Below are 24000 nucleotides of genomic sequence, written 5' to 3'. Positions count from 1 at the left end.
TGGAGCATATGCAACTGAATTCCACCGAAATCAGCGAACTGATCAAGCAGCGCATTGCTCAGTTCAATGTGGTGAGCGAAGCTCACAATGAAGGTACTATTGTTTCCGTCAGTGACGGGATCATTCGTGTACACGGCTTAGCCGATGTTATGCAGGGCGAGATGATCGCACTGCCAGGCAACCGTTACGCAATCGCACTGAACCTGGAGCGCGACTCCGTAGGTGCTGTAGTTATGGGTCCGTACGCCGATCTTGCCGAAGGCATGAAGGTTAAATGTACTGGCCGTATCCTGGAAGTTCCAGTCGGTCGTGGCCTGTTAGGTCGCGTCGTCAATACTCTGGGTGAACCTATTGATGGTAAAGGTCCGGTAGAAAACGACGGCTTCTCAGCGGTTGAAGCTATCGCACCTGGCGTTATCGAACGTCAATCCGTTGATGAGCCTGTTCAGACGGGCTATAAGTCAGTGGATGCCATGATCCCAATTGGTCGTGGTCAGCGTGAATTGATCATCGGTGACCGTCAGACAGGTAAAACTGCTTTGGCGATTGATGCGATCATCAACCAACGCGATTCCGGCATCAAATGTGTGTATGTTGCTATCGGCCAGAAAGCCTCTACTGTTGCTAACGTAGTGCGTAAACTGGAAGAACATGGCGCTTTGGCTAACACCATTGTGGTTGTAGCTACCGCCTCAGAATCTGCAGCATTGCAGTACCTGGCACCATACTCCGGTTGTGCTATGGGTGAATATTTCCGCGATCGCGGTGAAGATGCGCTGATTATTTATGATGACCTGTCTAAACAGGCTGTTGCATATCGTCAAATCTCCTTGCTGCTCCGTCGTCCACCAGGTCGTGAAGCTTATCCTGGCGACGTATTCTACCTCCACTCCCGTTTGCTGGAGCGTGCTGCGCGTGTTAACGCCGACTACGTTGAAGCCTTTACCAAGGGTGAAGTGAAAGGTAAAACCGGTTCTTTGACCGCATTGCCAATCATTGAAACTCAAGCAGGGGACGTTTCCGCGTTCGTTCCGACTAACGTAATTTCGATTACCGATGGTCAGATCTTCCTGGAATCCAGCCTGTTTAACGCCGGTATTCGTCCTGCGGTTAACCCAGGTATCTCCGTATCCCGTGTGGGTGGTGCAGCGCAAACCAAGATCATGAAAAAACTGTCCGGTGGTATTCGTACTGCTTTGGCACAGTATCGTGAACTTGCTGCGTTCTCCCAGTTCGCATCCGATTTGGATGATGCAACACGTAAACAGTTGAGCCACGGTCAAAAAGTGACCGAGCTTCTGAAACAGAAACAATACGCACCGATGTCTGTTGCGCAGCAATCTCTGGTTCTGTTTGCAGCTGAACGTGGTTATCTGGGTGATGTTGAGTTGGCGAAGGTAGGTAGCTTTGAAGCTGCGCTGTTAGCGTTTGCTGACCGTGAGCATGCCGAGCTTCTGCAACAAATCAACCAAACTGGCGCGTACAACGATGAGATCGAGGGCAAGCTGAAAGGCATCCTTGATACATTTAAGGCAACCCAGTCCTGGTAACGCTATGCGGCCCTGCTTTTCATTAGGAAAGCAGGCCGTCTGGTAATGAGGAGAAGCAGAAATGGCCGGCGCAAAAGAGATACGTTCCAAGATCGCCAGCGTGCAAAACACGCAAAAGATCACCAAAGCCATGGAGATGGTCGCCGCCTCCAAAATGCGTAAATCGCAGGAACGCATGGCGGCCAGCCGTCCTTATGCAGAAACTATGCGTAGTGTGATTGGTCACCTTGCGTTAGGTAATCTGGAATATAAACATCCGTACCTGGAAGAGCGTGACGTTAAGCGCGTTGGGTATCTGGTGGTTTCTACAGACCGTGGCTTGTGCGGTGGTTTGAACATTAACCTGTTCAAAAGACTGTTGGCTGAGATGAAAGGTTGGTCCGAAAAAGGCGTTGAATGCGATTTAGCGCTGATTGGGTCAAAAGCAGCTTCTTTCTTTGGCTCCGTGGGTGGCAAAATTGTCGCTCAGGTTACTGGTATGGGGGATAACCCTTCCTTGTCAGAACTTATCGGGCCAGTGAAAGTGATGTTGCAAGCCTATGATGAAGGTCGTCTGGATAAGCTGTATATCGTTAATAACAAGTTTATCAATACGATGTCTCAGGAACCACGGATCATGCAGCTATTACCGCTTCCGCCTGCGGAAGATGGTGAGCTGAAGAAGAAATCCTGGGATTACCTGTATGAACCCGATCCTAAAGCATTGCTGGATACCCTCCTGCGTCGCTATGTGGAATCGCAAGTTTATCAGGGCGTCGTTGAAAACCTGGCCAGCGAGCAGGCCGCGCGAATGGTAGCGATGAAAGCCGCCACCGATAACGGCGGTAGTCTGATCAAAGAGCTGCAGTTGGTTTACAACAAGGCTCGTCAGGCCAGCATCACTCAGGAACTCACCGAGATCGTCGGGGGAGCCTCCGCGGTTTAACCAGGTTATTACCCTAAATAGTTCAGATTGCGAAACGGCGGCAACTGAGCAAATCCCCTGGCGTTTGCTAATAAAGTAAGCAACTGGGGTGAGAAAAAGCAGCCAACGCCCCAGCAATTTGAAATATGACGGGTAAACGTATTACGTAGAGGATTCAAGATGGCTACTGGAAAGATTATCCAGGTAATCGGCGCCGTAGTGGACGTCGAATTCCCCCAAGACGCTGTACCAAGAGTGTACAACGCCCTTGAGGTTGAAGGCACTGCTGAGAAGCTGGTGCTGGAAGTTCAGCAACAGCTAGGCGGTGGTGTTGTTCGTTGTATCGCAATGGGCTCTTCCGATGGTCTGAGCCGCGGGTTGAAAGTCATCAACCTGGAACACCCAATTGAAGTGCCGGTTGGTAAATCAACTCTGGGCCGTATCATGAACGTATTGGGTGACCCAATCGACATGAAAGGTCCTATCGGTGAAGAAGAGCGTTGGGCAATCCACCGCGAAGCGCCTTCTTACGAAGAGCTTGCCAGCTCACAAGATTTGTTAGAAACCGGTATCAAAGTAATGGACTTGATTTGCCCGTTCGCTAAGGGCGGTAAAGTGGGTCTGTTCGGTGGTGCGGGTGTAGGTAAAACAGTAAACATGATGGAGCTTATTCGTAACATCGCGATTGAGCACTCAGGTTATTCTGTATTTGCTGGTGTGGGTGAGCGTACTCGTGAGGGTAACGACTTCTACCACGAGATGACTGACTCCAACGTTCTGGACAAAGTATCCTTGGTGTATGGCCAGATGAATGAGCCACCAGGTAACCGTCTGCGCGTTGCACTGACCGGCCTGACCATGGCGGAGAAATTCCGTGATGAAGGTCGTGACGTACTGTTGTTCATCGATAACATCTATCGCTATACCTTGGCCGGTACGGAAGTATCCGCACTGCTGGGTCGTATGCCATCAGCGGTAGGCTACCAGCCAACGCTGGCAGAAGAGATGGGTGTGTTGCAGGAACGTATTACGTCCACCAAGACGGGTTCAATCACTTCTGTTCAGGCCGTTTACGTGCCAGCGGATGACTTGACTGACCCATCACCAGCAACCACCTTTGCTCACTTGGATGCAACCGTCGTTTTGAGTCGTCAAATCGCCTCTTTGGGTATTTACCCAGCGGTTGACCCACTTGACTCCACCAGCCGTCAGCTTGATCCGCTGGTTGTTGGTCAGGAGCACTACGATGTAGCGCGTGGCGTGCAGTCTATTCTGCAACGTTACCAGGAGCTGAAAGACATCATCGCTATCTTGGGTATGGACGAGTTGTCAGAAGATGACAAACTGGTTGTATCCCGTGCGCGTAAAATTCAGCGCTTCCTGTCTCAACCGTTCTTCGTGGCAGAAGTCTTCACCGGTTCACCGGGCAAGTTCGTTTCGCTGAAAGATACCATTCGTGGTTTCAAAGGCATCATGAACGGCGACTATGACCACTTGCCGGAACAGGCGTTCTACATGGTTGGCACCATTGAAGAAGCAGTGGAAAAAGCCAAGAAACTGTAACGCTGTTGACTGGAGGGTGACATGGCTGCAATGACTTACCATCTGGATGTTGTGAGCGCAGAGAAGAAAATGTTCTCTGGCGTGGTACAAAAAATTCAGGTGACGGGTAGTGAAGGTGAGCTAGGGATTTTCCCTGGTCACGCCCCACTGCTCACTGCCATTAAGCCTGGCATGATACGTATCGTGAAGCAGTTCGGTGAGGAAGAGTTTATTTATCTTTCTGGCGGCATCCTTGAGGTGCAACCGAGCGTTGTGATCGTATTGGCTGACACAGCTATTCGTGGAACTGATTTGGACGAAGCTAAGGCGCTGGAATCTAAGCGTAAAGCCGAAGATCATATCAACAACTCCCACGGCGATGTCGACTATGCTCAGGCATCCGCTGAATTGGCGAAGGCGATTGCGAAATTACGCGTAATCGAACTGACCAGGAAGGCGATGTAATTTTATACTGATGGGTTTTGTTAACTCGTTGGTTTATAAAATTACTCTATATACCCAAAGTCATTAAGGTTGCAGGTAGGCTGTAAGCGAAAGTAGCTAACAGCGCTGCAACTTCAAGTACGAAGGGTGTAAGAAAAATAGAATGCCAGTCAGTAAAACTGATTGGCATTTTTTTTACTGGTACGTCAGACAGTTCTGATACTTGCCCTTTGTTTGCACCCTTAATCCGCTTTCCTACCATTTAGTTAAGCCTCAGCTAAACTCAACGCGTTTCTTTCTGAAAATTCTTGTTTCTTGTCGTAAAATAAGTAGTTAATCGCGTGAATGAGTGAATGTTTTTTGACAAAAACAGCACGGTAAGCGTCGCTGATCGCAGACACTTTTTACCACATTTTTTCGTTACATGACCAGTAGCAACAACCCTTTAACCACGCGGGTTGAGTACGTTTTTCGTTGAGAAATATGTAGTAATTATTTCGCTAAACAGGTTTACTTCTGTCTATTAAATTGGAGTTATCAGGTTGCTTATGTCTAACAGCTCAATGAGTGTAGTCATCCTTGCCGCAGGTAAGGGGACACGCATGTATTCCGACCTTCCTAAGGTGTTACACCCATTGGCAGGTAAGCCAATGGTTCAGCATGTTATTGATGCAGCCATGAAGCTGGGTGCAAAAAACGTTCATCTGGTTTATGGGCACGGTGGTGATTTACTGAAAAAAACGCTATCCGATCCCTCTTTGAACTGGGTATTACAAGCTGAACAGTTGGGTACCGGGCACGCGATGCAACAAGCTGCACCGCACTTTGCTGATGATGAAGATATCCTGATGCTATACGGCGATGTGCCGTTGATCTCTGTTGATACCTTACAGCGACTGCTGGCGGCGAAGCCACAAGGTGGCATCGGCTTGTTGACTGTGAAGCTGGATAATCCAAGCGGTTATGGCCGTATCGTGCGTGAGAATGGCGATGTGGTAGGAATTGTTGAGCATAAAGATGCCAGTGATGCGCAGCGCGAAATTAATGAAATCAACACCGGAATACTGGTTGCTAATGGGCGTGATCTAAAGCGCTGGCTATCACTGCTGGATAACAATAATGCTCAAGGTGAGTTTTATATCACCGATATTATTGCATTGGCACATGCTGATGGTAAGAAGGTTGCTGCGGTTCACCCCGCTCGGTTGAGTGAGGTTGAAGGGGTAAATAACCGCCTGCAATTAGCTGCTCTAGAGCGTGTATACCAGTCTGAGCAGGCTGAGAAGCTGTTATTGGCGGGTGTGATGTTACTGGATCCTGCGCGCTTTGATTTGCGCGGAGAATTAACACATGGTCGTGATATTACTATCGATACCAATGTCATCATTGAGGGTCATGTGACTTTAGGTGATCGGGTTCGTATTGGTAGCGGATGCGTACTGAAAAATTGCGTGATCGGTGATGATTCTGACATTAGCCCATACAGCGTATTAGAAAACTCACGCTTGGATGCTGGTTGTACTGTCGGGCCATTTGCCCGCCTGCGCCCAGGCGCTGAATTAGCCGAAGGCGCGCACGTTGGCAATTTTGTTGAAATCAAAAATACCCGCTTGGGTAAAGGCTCGAAGGCGGGTCACCTTTCCTATTTGGGCGATGCCGAGATTGGTTCGGATGTAAATATTGGCGCAGGAACAATAACTTGCAACTATGATGGCGCTAATAAATTTAAAACTATTATTGGCGATGATGTCTTTGTCGGATCCGATACTCAATTGGTCGCTCCTGTCACCGTTGCCAAGGGTGCCACTATTGCTGCGGGAACTACCGTTACTCGCGATATTGCAGAAGATGAATTAGTGCTGAGTCGTGTTAAGCAAATTCATGTTCAGGGTTGGCAGCGTCCGGTTAAGAAAAAATAAGCTATATCCGTCATACTTCAAGCTGCATGTGCGTTGGCTGCGCTCAATCACCCCAGTCACTTATTGGTCGCTGACCTTAAAATAAGTAAGCGTCTGGGGATGTGCTCAATTGCTGCCTTCCTGCAACTCGAATTATTTAGGTTATATTAAAACAGTCCCTTCAATATCGTTTATTCTTTGAAGGGATGTTTTGCCCTGTGTTTTTGGTTTATCCATTGATGCTGAAAACACAGAGCAAAACATAATAATCCCCAACTCTACAGGCTCGGGGAACCCGGAAAATCCGGAAAATCAGGTCACTGACATCGACAAGGTTCTTAAAGAATCTTACATAGGAATAAAACAGATGTGTGGAATTGTTGGCGCAGTAGCGCAACGTGATATCGCTGAGATTCTGATCGAAGGTTTACGTCGTCTTGAATACCGTGGCTATGACTCTGCTGGTTTAGCAGTGGTTGACGCTGAAGGTAATATGACGCGTTTACGTCGGGTGGGTAAAGTACAGGCGCTGTCAGATGCGGCCGAAAATCAGGCTTTACATGGTGGCACCGGGATCGCACATACCCGCTGGGCTACCCATGGTGAGCCATCAGAGGCCAATGCACACCCTCATGTTTCTGACTATATCTCTGTGGTACACAACGGCATTATTGAGAATCACGAACCTTTACGTGAATTACTAATTGGTCGTGGCTACCGTTTCAGTTCTGAAACAGATACTGAAGTTATTGCTCACTTGGTGCACTGGGAACTACAGCAAGGTGGATCTTTGCTGGAAGTGGTTAAGCGTGTTATCCCGCAATTACGCGGCGCTTACGGCACTGTCGTCATGGATAGCCGTGACCCAAGTCGTTTGGTGGCTGCACGCTCTGGTAGCCCATTAGTGATTGGTTGTGGTGTAGGTGAAAACTTTATTGCCTCTGACCAACTGGCGTTGTTACCTGTGACTCGCCGCTTCATCTTCCTGGAGGAAGGTGATGTGGTTGAAGTAACCCGCCGTAGTATCGCAATTTTTGATAAACAGGGTAATGCTATTGAGCGCCCTGAAATTGAATCTCAAGTGCAATACGATGCCGGTGATAAAGGTGTATACCGTCATTACATGCAAAAAGAGATTTATGAACAGCCAATGGCGATTAAAAATACGCTGGAAGGCCGTTTAAATCATGGTGCGATTGATTTGTCTGAACTTGGCCCGAATGCGGATACATTATTGGCAAATGTTCAACATATTCAAATTATTGCCTGTGGTACCTCTTACAACTCAGGCATGGTTTCACGTTATTGGTTTGAATCATTAGCCGGTGTGCCTTGTGACGTAGAGATTGCGTCTGAGTTCCGTTACCGCAAATCCGCTGTGCGCCCAAACAGCCTGCTGATCACCTTGTCACAATCAGGTGAAACTGCCGATACCTTAGCTGCGCTGCGTTTATCGAAAGAGTTGGGGTATTTGGGTTCTCTGGCCATTTGTAACGTTGCTGGTTCTTCGCTGGTGCGTGAGTCAGACTTAGCGTTGATGACCAGAGCCGGTACTGAGATTGGCGTAGCATCGACGAAAGCCTTTACCACTCAGTTGACGGTATTACTGATGCTGGTGGGCCGTATTGGCAAGCTCAAGGGCGCAGATGCCAGTCTGGAGCAGAATATTGTTCATGCGTTGCAGGCTCTACCTGCCCGTATTGAACAGATGTTGTCTCTGGATAAAACCATTGAAGCACTGGCTGAAGGTTTCTCTGATAAACACAATGCCTTGTTCCTTGGTCGCGGTGATCAATACCCGATCGCGATGGAAGGTGCGCTGAAACTCAAAGAGATCTCTTATATTCATGCCGAAGCTTATGCTGCGGGTGAGTTGAAGCACGGCCCATTGGCATTGATTGATGCCGATATGCCGGTCATCGTGGTTGCGCCAAATAATGAATTGTTGGAAAAACTGAAATCCAACATTGAAGAAGTGCGTGCCCGTGGCGGTTTGCTGTATGTGTTTGCTGATCAAGATGCCGGTTTCACTGACAGTGAAGGGATGAAAATCATTCAGTTACCACATGTAGAAGAGATTATTGCGCCTATCTTCTATACCGTGCCACTACAGTTACTGTCTTACCATGTCGCGCTAATTAAAGGCACCGACGTGGATCAGCCACGTAACCTGGCAAAATCAGTCACGGTTGAATAAGCTGCGACAGATATAGCACAAAATATTGTTGGCGGATGAAATAGCCGTTAACTCGAAAAGTCCGGTTATGCTGTTTAAAAGCATACCGGATTTTTTTTATGGCCAAATCAAAACAGTTATTGTCAGAAATCGACAAAAATTACGTTGCTGGTTTTTTAGGTAGCCAACAGGTAAAAATTGTTCTGCCGATGATAATCCCTTTTCACCTGAATGTTGGCGTTACCCTTTGCGTATCATGTGGGCTAACTCAATAGCTGCCACTACTTTCAGTTTATATGTTTAAAAACAATATATTAACTGACTACACTTTAATGCCACAACGTTATTGAGAGGGTCAAGGGACATAAATAATTTCGAAAGTTGAGGTTAAATCTCTAAGTTCTTTTCTTGCCCCATCCTGATAATGAATCTGCACATCATAATGGTAGATCAGCTTTTCTTGCGGATTAAGAATGAGTTGCAAGGCTGACACTTTCACTTTTAAGGTTTTGGTGGGCTGCTCGCTGTTCAGTGCTATTGTCTGGTTGTTGATGCTGATTAGCATCTGTTCTATGGGTTTTGGGCCGGTGGGGTCATAAGCACCCTGGCTGCTGATAAACTTCAGCGTTTTGACAATCTCAACCGGGGTGGACTTATCGATAAACGGCTGGGGATTATTTTTATATTCAACCGGCATCCTGAGTTGTACCGGGATATTGTCAGGGCTGAAGCCTTCCTGTTTAACTTCCAGTTCGCCATTGAGCAACAGATGCTGTGCTGTGGTATCAAACAGCGCGTCCCAAATTTTTGCAAACTGCGCCGAGGGCAGCGTGAACGAATCAATAATGCCGCTTTGCAAGTTTACTATGGCGTTGGTCTCTTCGGTTTTTCCCGCCGGTAATGACAGCCGTAGTTTAAGGCTATGCGCACTGGAAAAAGGGATCAACTTACCCTGTGGCTGGGATTGGATAAAGGTAGTTTCGGCGTCGTTAATGCGTTGTCTGTCCACCTTGGGTAGCAAGAAATAGTCAAAGGTCACATTGAACTGAGCCACCTCTGTTGCCCCTTCTGGCGCAGAAAAGGAGATCGACAACATGGGTTTATTATTGTCATTGCTGTTACTGGCCAGTTGAAACGTATCTGGTAAATAATAAAGATAATCTTTACGAATGTTATCCTGATAATAGTTATACCAATATTGATGATATTCTATTGGTATGAGAATTAATTCCAGACGTGGATTCGGTGGCGCGATACCGCGGTAGATATAAGGATAATAATTTTCCGCAAAATAAAATATTTTAGGATCAGTAATGGTATTGAGCAGACCGGTATCAGACTTGATGGCGATCACCAGCGTGGTTTGCGCATCGTAGTTGGATAAGGCTCTTAATAACGCATCTCGCTGCTCAAGTCGGGTTAGTTTTAGTTGAGCCTGATATTGTCGTTCAGTTTTGAGTGCCACGTCCTGAAATATCATTTCATTGAATTTGCCAAACTGATTGAAATTGAGCACCACATACGGCATTTCCTGAACGTTTTTGTTGAGAAAGAAACTCAGTACCATCGTCCAACTAATGCCATCTGTTGTGGTTTCAATCTGATAGCGTATTTCGCCAGAGACATTCTCGGTACTGACCTGCGCTATCAATTCGTCGGATAATGGCGTTAGAGTTGCCCGCAATTTTCTGGTCAGATTAACGTTTTCGGTAAACTGCTGCTGCGCGTTTTCCAGAATGATTTTGTTTAGCGTGACCAGGTCATTAAGAAAGATGTTCATAGGTATCCTTCGTATCATAGAGAACAGAGCAACGCCTTAGCGCTGATAAATAGGATGAGGTCCACAGATACTGTCCATCGTGACGGCGATAGAGCGGTATTTCCCCAGCGCCACTAGCGAACTGCCATTTTTTTAACGGCGTAATAATGTCTGATAGCGCATCGATACCTATATTTTGGGCATATTCAAGTGTGGACAACCATTCAGCGGGATGGGCGTAGTAGGGGGTTAATTGGGTTATTCTCTGGTATTCGTTTTGACTCCAAACGACGGCTTTATTCAGCATGGTGATAATACGATAATAAGCCGGTAGGGTTGCGCATTGTTCGCCATAAAAACGATACAGTAAAATTAGCGCATTGGTATTAACACAGCAGTCGAGCTGGCTAATTTCATTATTTTGTTTCATCCAAGTGTGGAAGGTTTGACATTCAGCCCATTGATGCTGCGGTTCGGCAAGTCGGGCATCAACCTTCTGTAACTGATAGCCATTCATCTCAATCAGCGTTAGGCGAACAGCGTCAGGCGAAATACGGCCAAATTTGTACAACATTTCGGTAATTATCGCCGTGTCATCAATATCGGCGTCAATCATCTGGCCGTTCATCCACCGGGGATGAGCGTGACGAGGCCAGAAACTGAAATGACCGGGGCGGGTTTCACAAGTAGCGAGAAAATCCAGCGCGCGATCGATATAGGGGGCCGTTTGCTCGGTGTAGTCGAGTGTCCTTAATACCTGAGCAGTGACAAAAGCATTGGCGTCCTGATGCCACTGGCCGTCGGGTGTTCTGACACTGGACAGGAACGCCCCGTTTTCTGACTGCTGTTGCTGGAGGATCGCGGCTAGCGATATATCGCGCGGCAGCGGCGGGCTACGGTCTGGTAGGGAAACCTCGCGCCAAAGGTCGTTCTGCGGGCTGAAGGTACAACTGATGCCGCACCTTGCCTGTGCATCAACCGTAAAGCCGATGACATTAAACTGAAGAGGCACATTCTCCTTGAGCAACGCTTGTAGCAGTGGCATGGGCTGTGCCACGTGCTGCAATAGTTCATCAATCTTGATGGCAGCCTGCGCATTGCCACCTAAAAAGCGCGGCGCCATAGTAAACAGGCTAAAACTTTCCAACTGGTGTCGATGGTTATAGACCAGGCTGAAACCATAGGTGGTGGCGGGGAATTCATCTGGATTAGGCATGTTAGTTAATACCTGCCTGAGCAGCGCGGCCAGCGGAGGAAACCCACGTTCAGTACCAAATAACCGCATAACGTTGGCGATGTCTGCCAGCGTTATTTCTGCGCTGTGCCACTGATAATAATATTCAGTTGGCGTGTCAGGATTATCTGGGTAATAGCCAATCATCAACAGCGATAGTCCGGCTGCGGTTAACTGATGCAGGGGATAATCACTATTGGCGTGATTTAGCGGGGAGGCATATAGGGCGAGTAATGCTTGATTGCTTGGTGGAACTTCGGAATAAACTTTGGTTTTAACGCCGCCAGCGGTATATTTCCGTCCCAACCATGAGCCAAATTTTAGCGCCTGGGTCGGTGTATCTGGCCGTTGTATCCGGGCAATGTGTGCGAAGCAGGATGCTGCAAGCGCAGACGAATCTGACGAGGCATGCGGGTAATTTTCCGCACTGAAGGCTCCAATATCACGTCTCTGGGTGGATAACGGAAGAAAAGTATCAAACGTGCAAGCCACAGCCTGCGGTTTTATGCTGGATGTCGTGAACTCCAGTGGACTACCGTTATAGGCCAATAGACTGGTATTAAATGCCGCAGATAGCAGCCCCGACGCTATCCGTTTTTGGCTAAAACGGTGAATGTCGGGTAATAGTGCGCCTGCTAAATCCGGCACATGATGGCATAAAGTGGTTACCAGGGCGTCCAATGCCGCTGGTAACACCGCAACGCGTTCAACCATGATTATTTACCGTAACTCATACCGGAATAACGATGGCTGGTGGATTATCTGTACCGTCGACCAACCGGGTATGCCCGCCGACTTCAAGATAAGTAATCGTATAATGAACCGTCCAGGGTTTCTCTGTTAGGCAGCGATACTTGAAGGTTTGCGCCTTGGTTTTATCGGGGTTAAAGGAGAACTTTTTGGTTTTCTTTTGTCCTTTGTCATCAAGATAAGTGAGTTCAACCAGCACCTGATTGTATTTATCCCAGGAGAACTGGCGATCGAGGAAAATATCAATTTCATTGAAAGTGAGTAAATTGTTTGGATCGAGACCGATGGTGGTAGACGCGGTTTTGAATTTTGACTGATAGCTGCTGTTACCTTCCCAGCCGGAGCTGCTTGCGGATTTAAAGATAAATTCGCCTTGAAGATCGAATAATTCATTTTTGTCTTTGCTTCTGGCAATATTTTTCCGCCATTCTTTACCGTCCTCGGTAAAGGCATCACTGGTATAGATATTGTTATTGTAGCTGGCTTGAAATGCTGCCGCTTTGATACCGAACTCTTCAAAGCCATCTGGGCCGAAGATTTGCAGTTCGATTTTCTGAAAGAACGGATCATTGACGTTTACTTCAATAAAATAAGGTTTCTCTTTTTGGGCTTTTAACGTGTCGGTGCCGATAAAGTTTTGTGGCACGGCAGCCTGAGTAATCGCTTTTGATGAAGTGTAGTTAAAGGATAAGGTTTTATGCTCGGTAATGTTGACCACTTTCAATTCCAACGATGCGCAGGGGAAAAGACCGCCTTTCCCTTTCTCATCTTTACTGCCAATCAATGATTCCAGAATGGAAGCGCTGGCCGATTTTGCCTGCTCATTACTTTCTGCGTTTGGTTTAATGGTTGCATTGAAAAACATCTTTAGTAGTTCTTCTTTGACAAACTGTAATGCCCAATCTTTTTCTTTGGTTGCCTCGTCGCTGGGCATACTTTCGGTCACTTTAATAACGAGTTTTTGATCTTGCTCCAGTTTCTTAATTACGCTATCAAAGCCAAGCCAAAAACTTGCCGGTGTCTCGACTGGGATAGGGATATTAATGCCAAACTTGGCACCGAATTCCTTATAAACGCTGTCAAATTCGGCGGTAACATCCACTTTCAATGCCGGGGTGATACCGGTATAAGTGAGGTTGTAAGCCACTGCCGCTGGTGCCTGCGCTTGATTAAACGCAGCTTCCAGAATAACCGCCTGTTGTGGCGTCAGTTTGGCACTGAAAATGGCGGTGTTATTACCAAACAGGCTAGAGCTTTGTGCGCTAATCAACTGGCCGTTGGCATTTTGTGCATCCAGAACAAAAAAGTTCACAGTACCGTTATTAAACGGTACTGGCGCTTTACGGGCATTTTGCGGCTTGATCTTCAGTTTATTCAGGTAATCGGTAAACGCGGTATTGAGTTCGCCTTCATCGACAGCAGTATTAACCTCAAAGTTTATGTATCCGCCCTGTTGGTTGGCGTCATCACCGGTGTATTTAATTAATGAAAATACCGGTTTTCCATCGCGTACGGCAATATGAATATCACCGGGCAAATACCAAAATTGGTTTTCATCTGAATCATCAGAAAAAAACGTGATGTTTTTAATCGTGGCGGTTTTTTCTCTCAGTAATAACATGATATTTCCTCATGGTCAGTTAGTAATATCGATCTGTTCTTCATCGGTAATGAGTTTTTTATTTTCAACGCCGCCATCATTATCAATAATCATGATGTCGAGATTAATAAACAGCAACGTCGGGTCGGGTTGGTCTGCGCTAAATAATTCAGGCTCTGACTGGTTTTCAGAGAAATAAAATGCTTCCTTTAACGAACTCATAGAGAATTGGTTATAGCAATAAGTCACATTGACTAAAACCTGTGTGATTTTTTCCCAGTCGAACACTGGGATGATTTTCAGCGTTCTTTGTTTATAGAGCCGTGAAGATATGCTGACATCCTGGCTGGTGGGCTGGTCTAACCTTACTGGAATATGGGGAGTGTTAGTGCTAGTACTATATTCTTTGATTACCGAAAAAGTATAACATTCAGGATCTGGCAGCATGACGCTGTATTCTTCCGACGGTTTTTTCTCGGTAATGTGGAAATTTTTTGACGTGCTGTTTTCTTTGTTTTCAATATGGGTACAGGTGATATTTACCAATATTGATGTATACCATGCCCAGTTGAATTTTTTTTCTGTGGCAATAACGAAATGATAACGGCTATATAACGATTCAATGTCTAGAAAAATTTCGGTTAAGGATGTGCTCAGGATGGCTGAACTGGCAGACATCACACCACCGACCGGATGGTTAAAATATAATGTGAACTGATACTCCACCGGCCAGGACATTTTTTTTGTTACAGGGTCGATAATGGCGGAAAAATGGAACGTTTTGGCCGCCATATTATTTCTGGAGAAAACTAACGGGGACCGCGTGGTGCCATAAGTCAAATTGAGCGCCACCAATTGAATATTCTCGTCTAACTCTGGTGTCAGCAGTTGAACTTTTATGGTGCGGTAAGCGAAAAAATCATCCTGAAGCTCGTGATAGCTTACGACGTCGATGGCATCATAATGGCTCTGGCTGACCAATGTGGCAAAAAGCGCTTGAGGATAGAGAGATCGCCGCACTACCGTGGTTTCGGTGATTCTGGCACTGAGCGTGCGTTTATCAATATCTTTAACTGAGATGTTTTGTAATTGGAAACCAAATTTAGGCGCGGGGGCCGTTTTTATTTGACCAAATACTGGGGTGAAAAATTCGCAAGTCAGGATAGTGCTCAATTCAGCCGTGGCTTGTCTCATATAATGGTCGGGATTGGTATTTCTTGCCTTGATAGTAACTAGCTTTTTACTGATTAAGGTTTCGGAAATATCATCAATATTAAAAGAAAAAATCAGTGCATTAAAACCGAATGAGATTTTTAGATATTCATATACTTGATCCCATTGGGCATCAAGCTCAAAGGTTGAGGGGGGTAACTGTTGCAGGTAGTCGATTTTATAACTGACGGCAATCGGTGCCGATTCCGGTTGCTGAAGCAGCGCGACGATCCGCTGAATATCATTCGCGTCAGTCAGTGCAGCCATGATGTAGCAAAATTGATTATTCCCCAGCGAGGTGTGATTCAGCAGTTGAGGCATAGCTTGTGGAATACAGAGCGTGGCAGTGCTGGCAATAATTTGTAAGGGGAGCAGGGTCGCGTCCGGCGGAATATCGGGATTATCCCGCGCCGCTGCCTGTGCAGCAGCCATACTGCTGTTCAGCTGCGTCTGCAATGAGAGTATTGCGTAGTAAGTCGTCGGCTGTGCGGTGGCGCTGCTCCTGAATATTTGGTAATGCACTTCGGGAATAGCCTGCTCATTCACCAAAATACTGGGTGCCAACGCGCTATAATAATAAACTTGGCTACCTGGCATTGCATTAATAAAACCGATAGTTTGTTCCGTTATTCTGTTATCCATGGGGTTGTCCATGTTGAATAAAAAACAATCAACCGAGCATCGGTCATAAATGTAATGACCGATGCCCTGCCTATCCAATAGTGATGAATACTGTTCATCACCGCCTCAACGGGAGGACCGGTTCAGAGGCAGCATGTCTGGCCGCCGCTACACCAGAAGAATGACGGGCCTTAACACTTCACCACCACCGCGACTGATGAACCGGTTACCTTGCCCTCAATTGGCTTGGGATCGCGCTCATCATTGTAAATAATGGTACCGCTGTAGGTGATTTCAGGAATGTCATCTGTGCCATCGGGTAAAAACTCGAAGGTAAGGTCGCGGCGGGTGGAGGCATCCACGAGATCTTTTTCTTCCAGATTAATCGATTGAGTTTGTTTAAACTTGTAGGTCTTATAGTTCACCATCATGTCGAAGATAATAATGAGTACATCTTTCTTCGGTGCGATGAAAAATATGGAGTAGGTCGTTTTCCTCGGTAAGGCATTCATTATTTGAATCTGGTTCGCACGGGTGCCACCATATCCGGGTAATTGCGGAGATGGTTCAATACCTGGTTCGATGTAAGTAAAATTACCACCATCACGGGTATAATAATTAGTGGTGAAATAAATGGGATTCTCTGGCTTCATGCCTACTGGATAAATAAAAGGTTTTGGCTGCGTGGAAACATTCAATACCTGAGTATCGCTTTTTAATTCTACACCATGTGCTGGATCGGAATATTGGGCTTTCAATAGTACCTGGCTGAATGTTTCCCATGCCTGCGCATCAAGTAACGAATCAATTTGTGCGTAGACAATACCGCATTGTGCCATGTTGATATATTGAACCAGACTATCAATTACATCTATTTTACCTGAATGATAGGGTTTTGAATGCAACCCTGAGAAATTCACCGTATATGAATAGCTGTAGGTGCGCCCCAGTTTTTTATCAATATACCATTTCTCAGTTTTTTGCGGCGCGGTGTTTTTTCTGTCGAAGCGGAGTGTGCTGACATGATTATCATCATATTTTGCGATAACAATAATATTTTCAATATCATATTTATCCAGATCCTGACTGACATAAAATTCCGGTTGAATAAACTGAAAGAAGGGATCATCAAGATCGTATTCTTTGAAATAGTCATCGACCTTCTCAGCACCAACAATAGAGAGAATGGACGGCAACTGAGTCTGCGGCGCGATGGAAAAAGGAACAACACGGTTTTCTTCATATACGCGGGTGAAATCCTGCGTGTTTTTCAGACTTTCTTTAAATTTATCAAAACTGCCCGCATCGTTCAGTAAATCCATACTCATATCCAGCCCAGTTTGGGTAGACAATATTTGTTGAAGTTGTGCTTGTCCCCAGTCCTCGAAGGTTTTTATCCAAGCGCTATATTGGTCATCTTTCATGCCCATTTCTTTCGCGCTGAGGCTGGTAATAACAGTGACCTTGGCGGCCCCTTTCTCGGAAAATTCACGGGTGATTTCTTTTTCATCCGCAGACCAGGTATGGCGGGTAATGGTCTGCGCCACTTCTTTCATTTTCGTACTGTTGTAGGTGACAATAACTTTTACTGCCGGCAGAGAGGCATCCAGCGTGAAGTTATAACGAATCCCGACGCTGGCATTACTTGGTGTTCCTTTTAATACATTCTCAAATAGGGTTGCTCCCAGCCCCGTTAGCGACATGCTAAATACAGTATCGTTATTCCCCAACCCAGAGGGACTCAGTGGCGTGGGTACCTGGCAGTAAAATACTTTGTCCTCATTGATGATCAACGAGGCTTGCGCTGAGGTATAGCGGGGCTGGCGCAATTCTATTTTTCGCGCTCCATCGGGCATCAATTGACCGAGAAATTGATCGTCACCCGCATCAGGGTTATAAGCGAGTATATATTTTTTTGCTTGCTCTTCGGTTAATCCAGCATTTTGAAAAGCTTTAATTTTGGCATCTTGATTGGCTTTATTGGTTGGATCGGAATTAAATACTTTTTCAGCCTTAATATACTGGACAATAAGTTTTGATTTCGCCAAAAGTTGCGGTGATATCCCATTATAAAGCTGAGCTTTTATTTTGTCAGCTTCGCTTTCTGTTGGTACAGGAAGTTTAACGGTAAACTGTGCATATCCGCCTTGTTGTTCTTCTTTACGATATTTATAGAATAAGAAGTCAGGCTTGTTTTCCTGACCAGAAAATATTGGGGTTTCAGGAATAACATAAAAAATATTTTTATCTTCGCTATCGCCATAGCAGGTATAGGTATATACCTTGACGCCTAAGTGTTCTTTGGTCTCTATTTTAATCGAATGCTGGATTGCCGTGGTTAACATAGCTTATTCCTCTTAACTCATGGTTATTTTTTGTATTGAAGTTCAATACGGAGTGAGGCCGACTGCTGTACACCTGAATCGTAATTTCTGCTTATAAATGACGACGTTTTTCCCTGCCAGTGGTATTCAATACGGCCATTCAAGCTATTTGACTGGGTATTGAGTAACCAAGTGGTTTGCCACTGTTGATCGGAAAATGAAAAATTAAAGGTAGCGCGTTTGGCCTGGCCATCTGGGACGTAATTGGCACTGCCAGAAATCGTCTTAAAATCAGATTGTAAGTGGCGGGCATCAAAGGTCACTTCATGAAACCCGATATCCTGAACGGTCAGGTTGATGTCTGCTTGCCACTGGCGCGTGATATTAATGAATGAATAGTCGGAAAAGGTGACCTTGATATTAATCTCATTCACGCGACTATCGGCGGTGATGGTGAGCGGAGGAAAGTTTGGCCACTGCATGGGGGCTTTTTTATCCGCCCACGTCAGTTCAATCGACATAATCGTAAACTTGCTGGCATTGAAATCCAGGCTGACTTTGCAGGTATGCTGTTTTCCCGGATCGTCAGGTTGTTTTCGTTGAGGCTCAGGCAACGGTGAAGAGTCATAGGAAATCAGTTTATTGGCGATAAAGCCGCTGAATAGCGTTGCGATATCCTGTTCGTCGATCAGTTCATAAGATTGGGGCAGGCTGCTTTCGTAAGAAAAATCATAGTCAACTTTGGTGGGTATCTCATCAATATGCGAGATGTTGGCGAGCGTATTACTGAGGATGCTGGCAGCGAGATCGACCAGATTTTTTCTCACGGTCTCTTTGGTCTGCGGCGACGGGGTATTTTTAAACTCCTCGTCCAGCACGACGACACCAGCAGTAATTTGCTTGTCGAGTAGCTGCGCAATAGCCTCTGGTGTGCGGGTTTTGGTGTTAAAAGCCAGTATCAGAAACTGCCGCCAGTCGCTGTTGAGACGGGCATTAACCGTAGTGCTTACCGTGAATTGTGTGTGGGTGGCAAGAAAAACCCGCTTCGCGTCGCCCTGTATGGCCTCAGTCAACGCTATCCCTTCCGAATGGGTGGTCGACATAGAGTTTCCTTCAAACTCAACCAGATAGGTGGAGTCACCCCGCGGCTCTTGAAAGCGCAAGAAGATCGCCGTCTTCGCAGTACACTGCTCAAGGGTGATGTTACCGCCTGAGTGGGAGATATGTGTCTGAATATACTGTTGTATAGCTTGGGTATTGAGAGGAACTAGCGGTGTAATCAGGATGACGAGGCCGCCTGCCGGACTGGTGGTGAGGTGAAAACCACTGGTTTTATTTCCCCGATCGTCATGAACGATTTCAGGCGTGAAGCAGCCATAGGTATAGTTGTTGGGCGCGCATCGCTGATCGTGAAAGACGAAAGCGCGATCAAGCAAAAAAAAGGACGCCAGATTTTTTTCAGGATTTAATGGTTCAGTCTTCATTTTCAACCTCAAAAGTAATGGTTTGATTGCCCGTCACATAGTCCGACCATTGACCGTTACTGGTTTTATAACGAAACCCTGCCGCGTAAATTGACGTGACATTCCATTGATATTCATAGCAATTATCCTGCTGAGTAAACGTGTGGTCACGCGTTTGCGTTTCGCCCTGAGCTTGAAATCGTAACGTGGCATAGCGGATGCCAGTGGCAAACCGGGCGATAATGATGGCGTGCTGCGCACCGAACTGAGGAAAGCTATAAACACCGAGGGTAGCTGACTGGGTGATTGGCATATCGAGCACCACTGAGGCGGCGCTATCGTTATCCCAGGCGGTCACCTTGGCATAGGCGTCACGTCCCGTTATCGGATAACTGAAACAGGGCGAAGCCAGCGTGAGTTCAAAGGGTTCCGACAGGCTAGCGGAATAGTAGTGGCCTGTGAGTGTACTGTGTTGTGCGAATGTCGGATCGATATTCAGGGTCAGGAACTGACAAGGGAAGCTGGAATAATCCAGCGTCAGTATTTTGTTATTGCTGGTTCGTTGCTCGGTGACGAGAGAGAGATATCCATTGACGGTTGGGTAGTTAACGCGAATATGGTACTGGTATTCACCATTAAAACTGAATGTATTATTAATAAATGTGAAAGCCAAATAACTCTGATTGGGCATCAATAGCAGGGTTTGCTGTTGTTCCGAAGGATAAAGCTCACCCGGTGGTAAAATGATTTGTATATCAATAAACGCCCCGTCTTTAAGACCCTGTGGGAAAGCGTAAAGGATGTTAATCCGCAGGTTACCGTCTGGCAGCGCAGGTGCGGTTATCTGGTGGATAACCTGTTCGGGAGCCTCTTTGGCAATTTGTTGTGCCATGGCAAAGGGATCCAGTAAAAAGCAGATGGGGCGCCGGGTTAGCTCAACGCGTTTTAAATCAATTATCAGGCGGCGCTGTTTCTGGGGGAGCAACAGACAAATATAAGCAGTATTGGTATTGGCGTTACCGATATAGGGCGATCCCAACGTGTTGAACAGACGATCAAGCAGAGCCTGCGCGAATAACAGCGCTTCTGCCGGGTTGGTCGAGGAGAAGGCTGGCGATATCAGCAGTGGTAGCCGGGATAGATTTTCGTACACGTACTGAGTAAGCAACACGTAGGGAAACGCAATCCGGTTGTTGGACGCAGGTTTGGCGTCTTTAACATTGGCCGCTAATTCGGCGATTAACTGGCCGGGATCGCAATCTAGTGTGTAGTTCAGCCGTGGCGATACACCCTCGACAAAACCATCGATACGGGCATTAAAGCCAACAATATTGTCCAGCAACGTTTTTTTCATCAGTTGCGTGGTATCTGCATCAAGCGAGATCAGAAATTGAATCGACTGCGCCGAATACCAGGTTGGGTCGTAATCCTGATGGGTTAATGCTGAATCATGGTCAGGTGGTGAACGGAAACCGAGCTTATAAGGGATAACCGGCAAACCTTGGATAGCTTTGCCGGGGTGCTGGCGATTGAATGCCTCAAGTGCGCTGCCGCTGGTAAATTGTAGCTCGGCGGTAAAATCAAGGTCACCGTAGATTATGTTGTTGCTTAGGCTAAGGATTATATCCAGCGCGAAGGCCAGCGGATCACCGACAATCAGGGCGAAGGGTTCTGGATACAAATAGTAGACATCTGGCTGCTGGCAGACGGCAACGACGCGCAGCCTGTCATCGGTGATGATTTGCTGAAAATCAGGATAACCAATAAACATATCAATCATTTACCTTATGGTTTTAATATGGTTTTGATAATCCTGACGCCATTCTTCCGGTAGCTGGTTTAGGATATTCACCGAGCGATGGTGGTACGCCTCTTCGTAGTGATACTGCATCGTGCTATCACCAACTAGCACACCAGCGGCATACATGGTGCTGTTACTTTCTGTCAGATCTTTGATGGGGTCATCAGTGGAAAGGTGCAGGTTGTACACCTCAATCTCACCGTGTTGTTTGTTGATACGGTTGATACCACAGTCACTCTCTGGGGTTAGCAGTCGACTGGTTAGGGTCAATTCACTCGCCAGTTCCACACCGGTGGTAGTGCAAAAGGGGTGGCCCAGGCTGGTTATTAGGGTTTTGAGTTGGCCGCAGCTATTCCTGACTTCAATTTCAAGATAGTTTTGCTCCGCACCGGTAATCACATCTTCCACTCTTAACGCTCGCCCATCCTGCGATTGCACCCATTCGCCAATAAGGATGTCGTCAATGGCTTTTTCTTTACCATCCTGCATTAAAATGGGGGTGCCTTTACCTAAACAACCATAGGTAATTTGCATGGGTTTTAGCGTGTTGGTATTTAAAAAGCGTTGTTCAGGATCGAACTGACCGGGAGCATTGGTGATAAAACTGGCCACACTTGCGCCTTCAATTTGTAATGTCACTTTAAAGATATAATAAACCCGCTCACCGGACTCAAAATCGGGGCGTTTGAATTTAAGCCAGTCTAGATCCCAAGATAAAACGTTGCCGTTAATTCGGGTTTTGGCGTCGTCAAAAAAATTAAAGTTACTGGCTGGGGTGATCGGATCGCCACCCTGCCGTTCGCGTACCAGATAAATTGAGTTATAAGCGTTTATTGGCTTGCCATTATTTAAATCAATATTGCCGAAGTAGGTTACGCTACCTTTTATCGGTACGGTGACATTGCCGTCAAAACTATTAAAGTAGTCACAGTCGTTTTCCTTACGGGCCAGACAGATTTTTATCAGATTATTTTTATTTAGATCAGCAGGTGAATCATTTTGAATTAATTTTGGGTAACTTTGTGTTGTAACAATTTCTGCCCCGTAAACTGTCTGGTTATTCACCGTTTGGGAAAAGGTATAGATGATATTAACTGGATAGCGGGTTTGTTTTAAACTGGCCGGGAAGGTGCCATCAGCCTGAATGGGGCAATTGGCAGTGTAAATATAGTTCTTTTTACATTGCACTGTTCCCGTCGGGCTGCCTGATTCGTCAAAGATACCTAAGGTTTGCGTGATGTTTACGGCTGATACCGGTAGCGAACCAATGGCATTTGCTGAAAATGTTTGCCCATCAGTAGAGTCCAGGCTGACGATGCTGTGTACCTGTTGTGCGCTATCGCTATCCCCCATCGCCAGTGAGCTGACGGCATGTCTAGCCAGTTTGTTATTTACCCAAAGCTGACTGAAGTTGGGATAACGAACCAGACTGACACCTGCTAGTGCCAGTTGAATATCATAGAATTTTACCAGCAGCGGATCGTTGGTATTAATTATAAATACACCGGTGTTTGCATATTTATTAATTACACTGCTAATAATATTATTTTCAGAGAAACTGTTTTTTCCTGAGGGCTGCGTTGCAGGTTGCATAATATCATTTCCCAATGAGTGAGCTGTGTTTATCTATACGAAAATTTTCTAAAGCATGGGGCGTTTTATAGAATATAGAGACAACTATTCAGCGTAATAAAACAAGGAATTGGCTTAGTAAATCAAAAGCATTGACTGAAAATTTATATTTTCTATCTTTCGCATTCTTCCAGTTTTAGTAGGTAGCCGCGCTTGTTACTCATCCTGTCCGCGAGTCTGGCCCGGAAAGAGCCAGTCCGTTGTTAAGAAAGAGATATTTTCCCCTGAGACTATAACTTTTTTGTGTGTAATATTGAGAATTTATTAAAATGGTGAAGGTGTTCAATAGAATAAATTAATACAGAGTTACTTAGCATCATAACCTTAGAAAATAATGTTAGCAGCAATGCAAAAAAAAACCACTGGGGGAAATAAATAATAGAGGGGGCCGTCTGGAAAAGTGTGCACCGTAGGATGGTGATGAGAATGAAAAATAGGCTTTATATTCGTATTTTTATTGAGTTTCCTCTCCTTATTTCCGTTATCTTACGTTTACTCATCCAACTTGTTGAATATCCCCAGCGCTGAGAATAAATACAGCATCATTCAATTGAATTTATTCATTAATATAATGGATTAAACGTGATAAAAACGACGTTATTTTATCAGAAACGATTTCTGCGTATTTTGTGGTTAAAATCACAAAAATGGCTGTGTTAACGACCAAATAAACCGCTGACTGCGATAATGGTGTCTAAGAATCGAGCTTTATTATGCGCTTTTCTTTTACATAAATTCGATGTTGGTTGCTTTGCTATGACGACATGGCTTGCGATGTACGATTTGGCTAAGGTGGCTATGCGCGTGAGAAATATCTCCGCCGGCCCCCGGTTGGCTTTCAGACTTTGAATAGTGGTCAATCACGGTCACAACTGAAATTCTCACGAATAAAAAGATAAAAAATCACGCTAATATAATGATAAATAATGATTTTGTTTTAACTCTGTTGGCTTGTCATATAACTGTAATATTACGTACATTTTTCTGTCATTAAACTGTCCTATTTTCCCTCCTGCACCATACTTAATCTGATGAAACAATTTATACACTTTGTACTTGAAGTTGCAGCGTTGTCAGCTTGGTTCGTTAG

At 45.8% G+C, this 24000-nt stretch carries 14 protein-coding genes; 6 read left to right on the top strand and 8 right to left on the bottom strand.

The window, feature by feature from the left end; translation table 11 throughout:
• Positions 1 to 8 precede the first annotated feature (8 nt).
• From atpA to glmS, 6 genes are all read left to right on the top strand, one after another.
• The gene (atpA, locus tag EL015_RS21495; protein ID WP_004703877.1) at positions 9 to 1550 is read left to right on the top strand and encodes a F0F1 ATP synthase subunit alpha; all 1542 of its coding nucleotides are present in this window, start codon (positions 9 to 11) and stop codon (positions 1548 to 1550) included.
• 61 nt (positions 1551 to 1611) lie between these two features.
• Positions 1612 to 2475 (top strand): F0F1 ATP synthase subunit gamma, encoded by an 864-nt coding sequence (atpG, locus tag EL015_RS21490; protein ID WP_002220756.1) that lies wholly within the window; start codon positions 1612 to 1614, stop codon positions 2473 to 2475.
• A 159-nt stretch (positions 2476 to 2634) separates the two neighbouring features.
• Positions 2635 to 4017, top strand: coding sequence for a F0F1 ATP synthase subunit beta (atpD, locus tag EL015_RS21485; protein ID WP_032906708.1), 1383 nt, complete (start codon positions 2635 to 2637; stop codon positions 4015 to 4017).
• 21 nt (positions 4018 to 4038) lie between these two features.
• Positions 4039 to 4461: a F0F1 ATP synthase subunit epsilon gene (locus EL015_RS21480; RefSeq protein WP_004393020.1), complete on the top strand. Its 423-nt coding sequence runs from the start codon at positions 4039 to 4041 to the stop codon at positions 4459 to 4461.
• 527 nt (positions 4462 to 4988) lie between these two features.
• Positions 4989 to 6359, top strand: a complete 1371-nt coding sequence (gene glmU, locus EL015_RS21475; protein ID WP_032906711.1) for a bifunctional UDP-N-acetylglucosamine diphosphorylase/glucosamine-1-phosphate N-acetyltransferase GlmU — start codon at positions 4989 to 4991, stop codon at positions 6357 to 6359.
• Between the two features lie 346 nt (positions 6360 to 6705).
• Complete coding sequence (gene glmS, locus EL015_RS21470) at positions 6706 to 8535, top strand: glutamine--fructose-6-phosphate transaminase (isomerizing) (RefSeq protein ID WP_032906712.1); 1830 nt, start codon at positions 6706 to 6708, stop codon at positions 8533 to 8535.
• 334 nt (positions 8536 to 8869) lie between these two features.
• Here the strand turns inward: glmS and EL015_RS21465 are convergent, their stop codons facing one another.
• From EL015_RS21465 to EL015_RS21430, 8 genes are all read right to left on the bottom strand, one after another.
• Complete coding sequence (locus EL015_RS21465) at positions 8870 to 10294, bottom strand: hypothetical protein (RefSeq protein WP_032906713.1); 1425 nt, start codon at positions 10292 to 10294, stop codon at positions 8870 to 8872.
• Complete coding sequence (locus tag EL015_RS21460) at positions 10278 to 12221, bottom strand: prenyltransferase/squalene oxidase repeat-containing protein (RefSeq protein ID WP_005186707.1); 1944 nt, start codon at positions 12219 to 12221, stop codon at positions 10278 to 10280. Before EL015_RS21460 ends, EL015_RS21465 begins: the two co-directional genes overlap by 17 nt.
• Before the next feature lie 16 nt (positions 12222 to 12237).
• Entirely contained in the window at positions 12238 to 13878 is a 1641-nt protein-coding gene (locus tag EL015_RS21455; protein WP_005186709.1) for a hypothetical protein, read from the bottom strand.
• A gap of 15 nt (positions 13879 to 13893) precedes the next feature.
• On the bottom strand, positions 13894 to 15711 hold the full coding sequence (locus EL015_RS21450) for a hypothetical protein (RefSeq protein ID WP_005186710.1): 1818 nt from the start codon (positions 15709 to 15711) through the stop codon (positions 13894 to 13896).
• 170 nt (positions 15712 to 15881) lie between these two features.
• Positions 15882 to 18035, bottom strand: a complete 2154-nt coding sequence (locus EL015_RS21445; RefSeq protein ID WP_005186712.1) for a hypothetical protein — start codon at positions 18033 to 18035, stop codon at positions 15882 to 15884.
• A 23-nt stretch (positions 18036 to 18058) separates the two neighbouring features.
• Positions 18059 to 19498: a hypothetical protein gene (locus EL015_RS21440; protein WP_032906714.1), complete on the bottom strand. Its 1440-nt coding sequence runs from the start codon at positions 19496 to 19498 to the stop codon at positions 18059 to 18061.
• A complete protein-coding gene (locus tag EL015_RS21435; protein WP_032906760.1) occupies positions 19488 to 21248 on the bottom strand; it encodes a hypothetical protein in 1761 nt (586 codons plus the stop codon). The genes EL015_RS21440 and EL015_RS21435 overlap by 11 nt, the downstream gene beginning before the upstream one ends.
• Positions 21249 to 21257: 9 nt before the next feature.
• Positions 21258 to 22871, bottom strand: a complete 1614-nt coding sequence (locus tag EL015_RS21430) for a Hint domain-containing protein (protein ID WP_005186718.1) — start codon at positions 22869 to 22871, stop codon at positions 21258 to 21260.
• Positions 22872 to 24000: the final 1129 nt, after the last annotated feature.

It is taken from the genome of Yersinia intermedia (genome assembly GCF_900635455.1).
Taxonomy (GTDB): Bacteria; Pseudomonadota; Gammaproteobacteria; order Enterobacterales; family Enterobacteriaceae; genus Yersinia; species Yersinia intermedia.
The sequence above is the reverse complement of the archived record's forward strand: the minus strand, read 5'-3'. Positions and strand labels throughout refer to the sequence as shown.

Excerpts from the sequence above, each read along its gene's own strand:
- EL015_RS21465 (WP_032906713.1), bottom strand. The coding sequence starts at position 10,294 with ATGAACATCTTTCTTAATGACCTGGTCACGCTAAACAAAATCATTCTG.
- EL015_RS21440 (WP_032906714.1), bottom strand. The coding sequence starts at position 19,498 with ATGAAGACTGAACCATTAAATCCTGAAAAAAATCTGGCGTCCTTTTTT.
- EL015_RS21430 (WP_005186718.1), bottom strand. The coding sequence starts at position 22,871 with ATGCAACCTGCAACGCAGCCCTCAGGAAAAAACAGTTTCTCTGAAAAT.
- EL015_RS21480 (WP_004393020.1), top strand. The coding sequence starts at position 4,039 with ATGGCTGCAATGACTTACCATCTGGATGTTGTGAGCGCAGAGAAGAAA.
- atpA (WP_004703877.1), top strand. The coding sequence starts at position 9 with ATGCAACTGAATTCCACCGAAATCAGCGAACTGATCAAGCAGCGCATT.
- EL015_RS21450 (WP_005186710.1), bottom strand. The coding sequence starts at position 15,711 with ATGGATAACAGAATAACGGAACAAACTATCGGTTTTATTAATGCAATG.
- EL015_RS21455 (WP_005186709.1), bottom strand. The coding sequence starts at position 13,878 with ATGTTATTACTGAGAGAAAAAACCGCCACGATTAAAAACATCACGTTT.
- EL015_RS21460 (WP_005186707.1), bottom strand. The coding sequence starts at position 12,221 with ATGGTTGAACGCGTTGCGGTGTTACCAGCGGCATTGGACGCCCTGGTA.
- glmS (WP_032906712.1), top strand. The coding sequence starts at position 6,706 with ATGTGTGGAATTGTTGGCGCAGTAGCGCAACGTGATATCGCTGAGATT.
- atpG (WP_002220756.1), top strand. The coding sequence starts at position 1,612 with ATGGCCGGCGCAAAAGAGATACGTTCCAAGATCGCCAGCGTGCAAAAC.
- EL015_RS21445 (WP_005186712.1), bottom strand. The coding sequence starts at position 18,035 with ATGTTAACCACGGCAATCCAGCATTCGATTAAAATAGAGACCAAAGAA.
- glmU (WP_032906711.1), top strand. The coding sequence starts at position 4,989 with ATGTCTAACAGCTCAATGAGTGTAGTCATCCTTGCCGCAGGTAAGGGG.
- atpD (WP_032906708.1), top strand. The coding sequence starts at position 2,635 with ATGGCTACTGGAAAGATTATCCAGGTAATCGGCGCCGTAGTGGACGTC.
- EL015_RS21435 (WP_032906760.1), bottom strand. The coding sequence starts at position 21,248 with ATGTTTATTGGTTATCCTGATTTTCAGCAAATCATCACCGATGACAGG.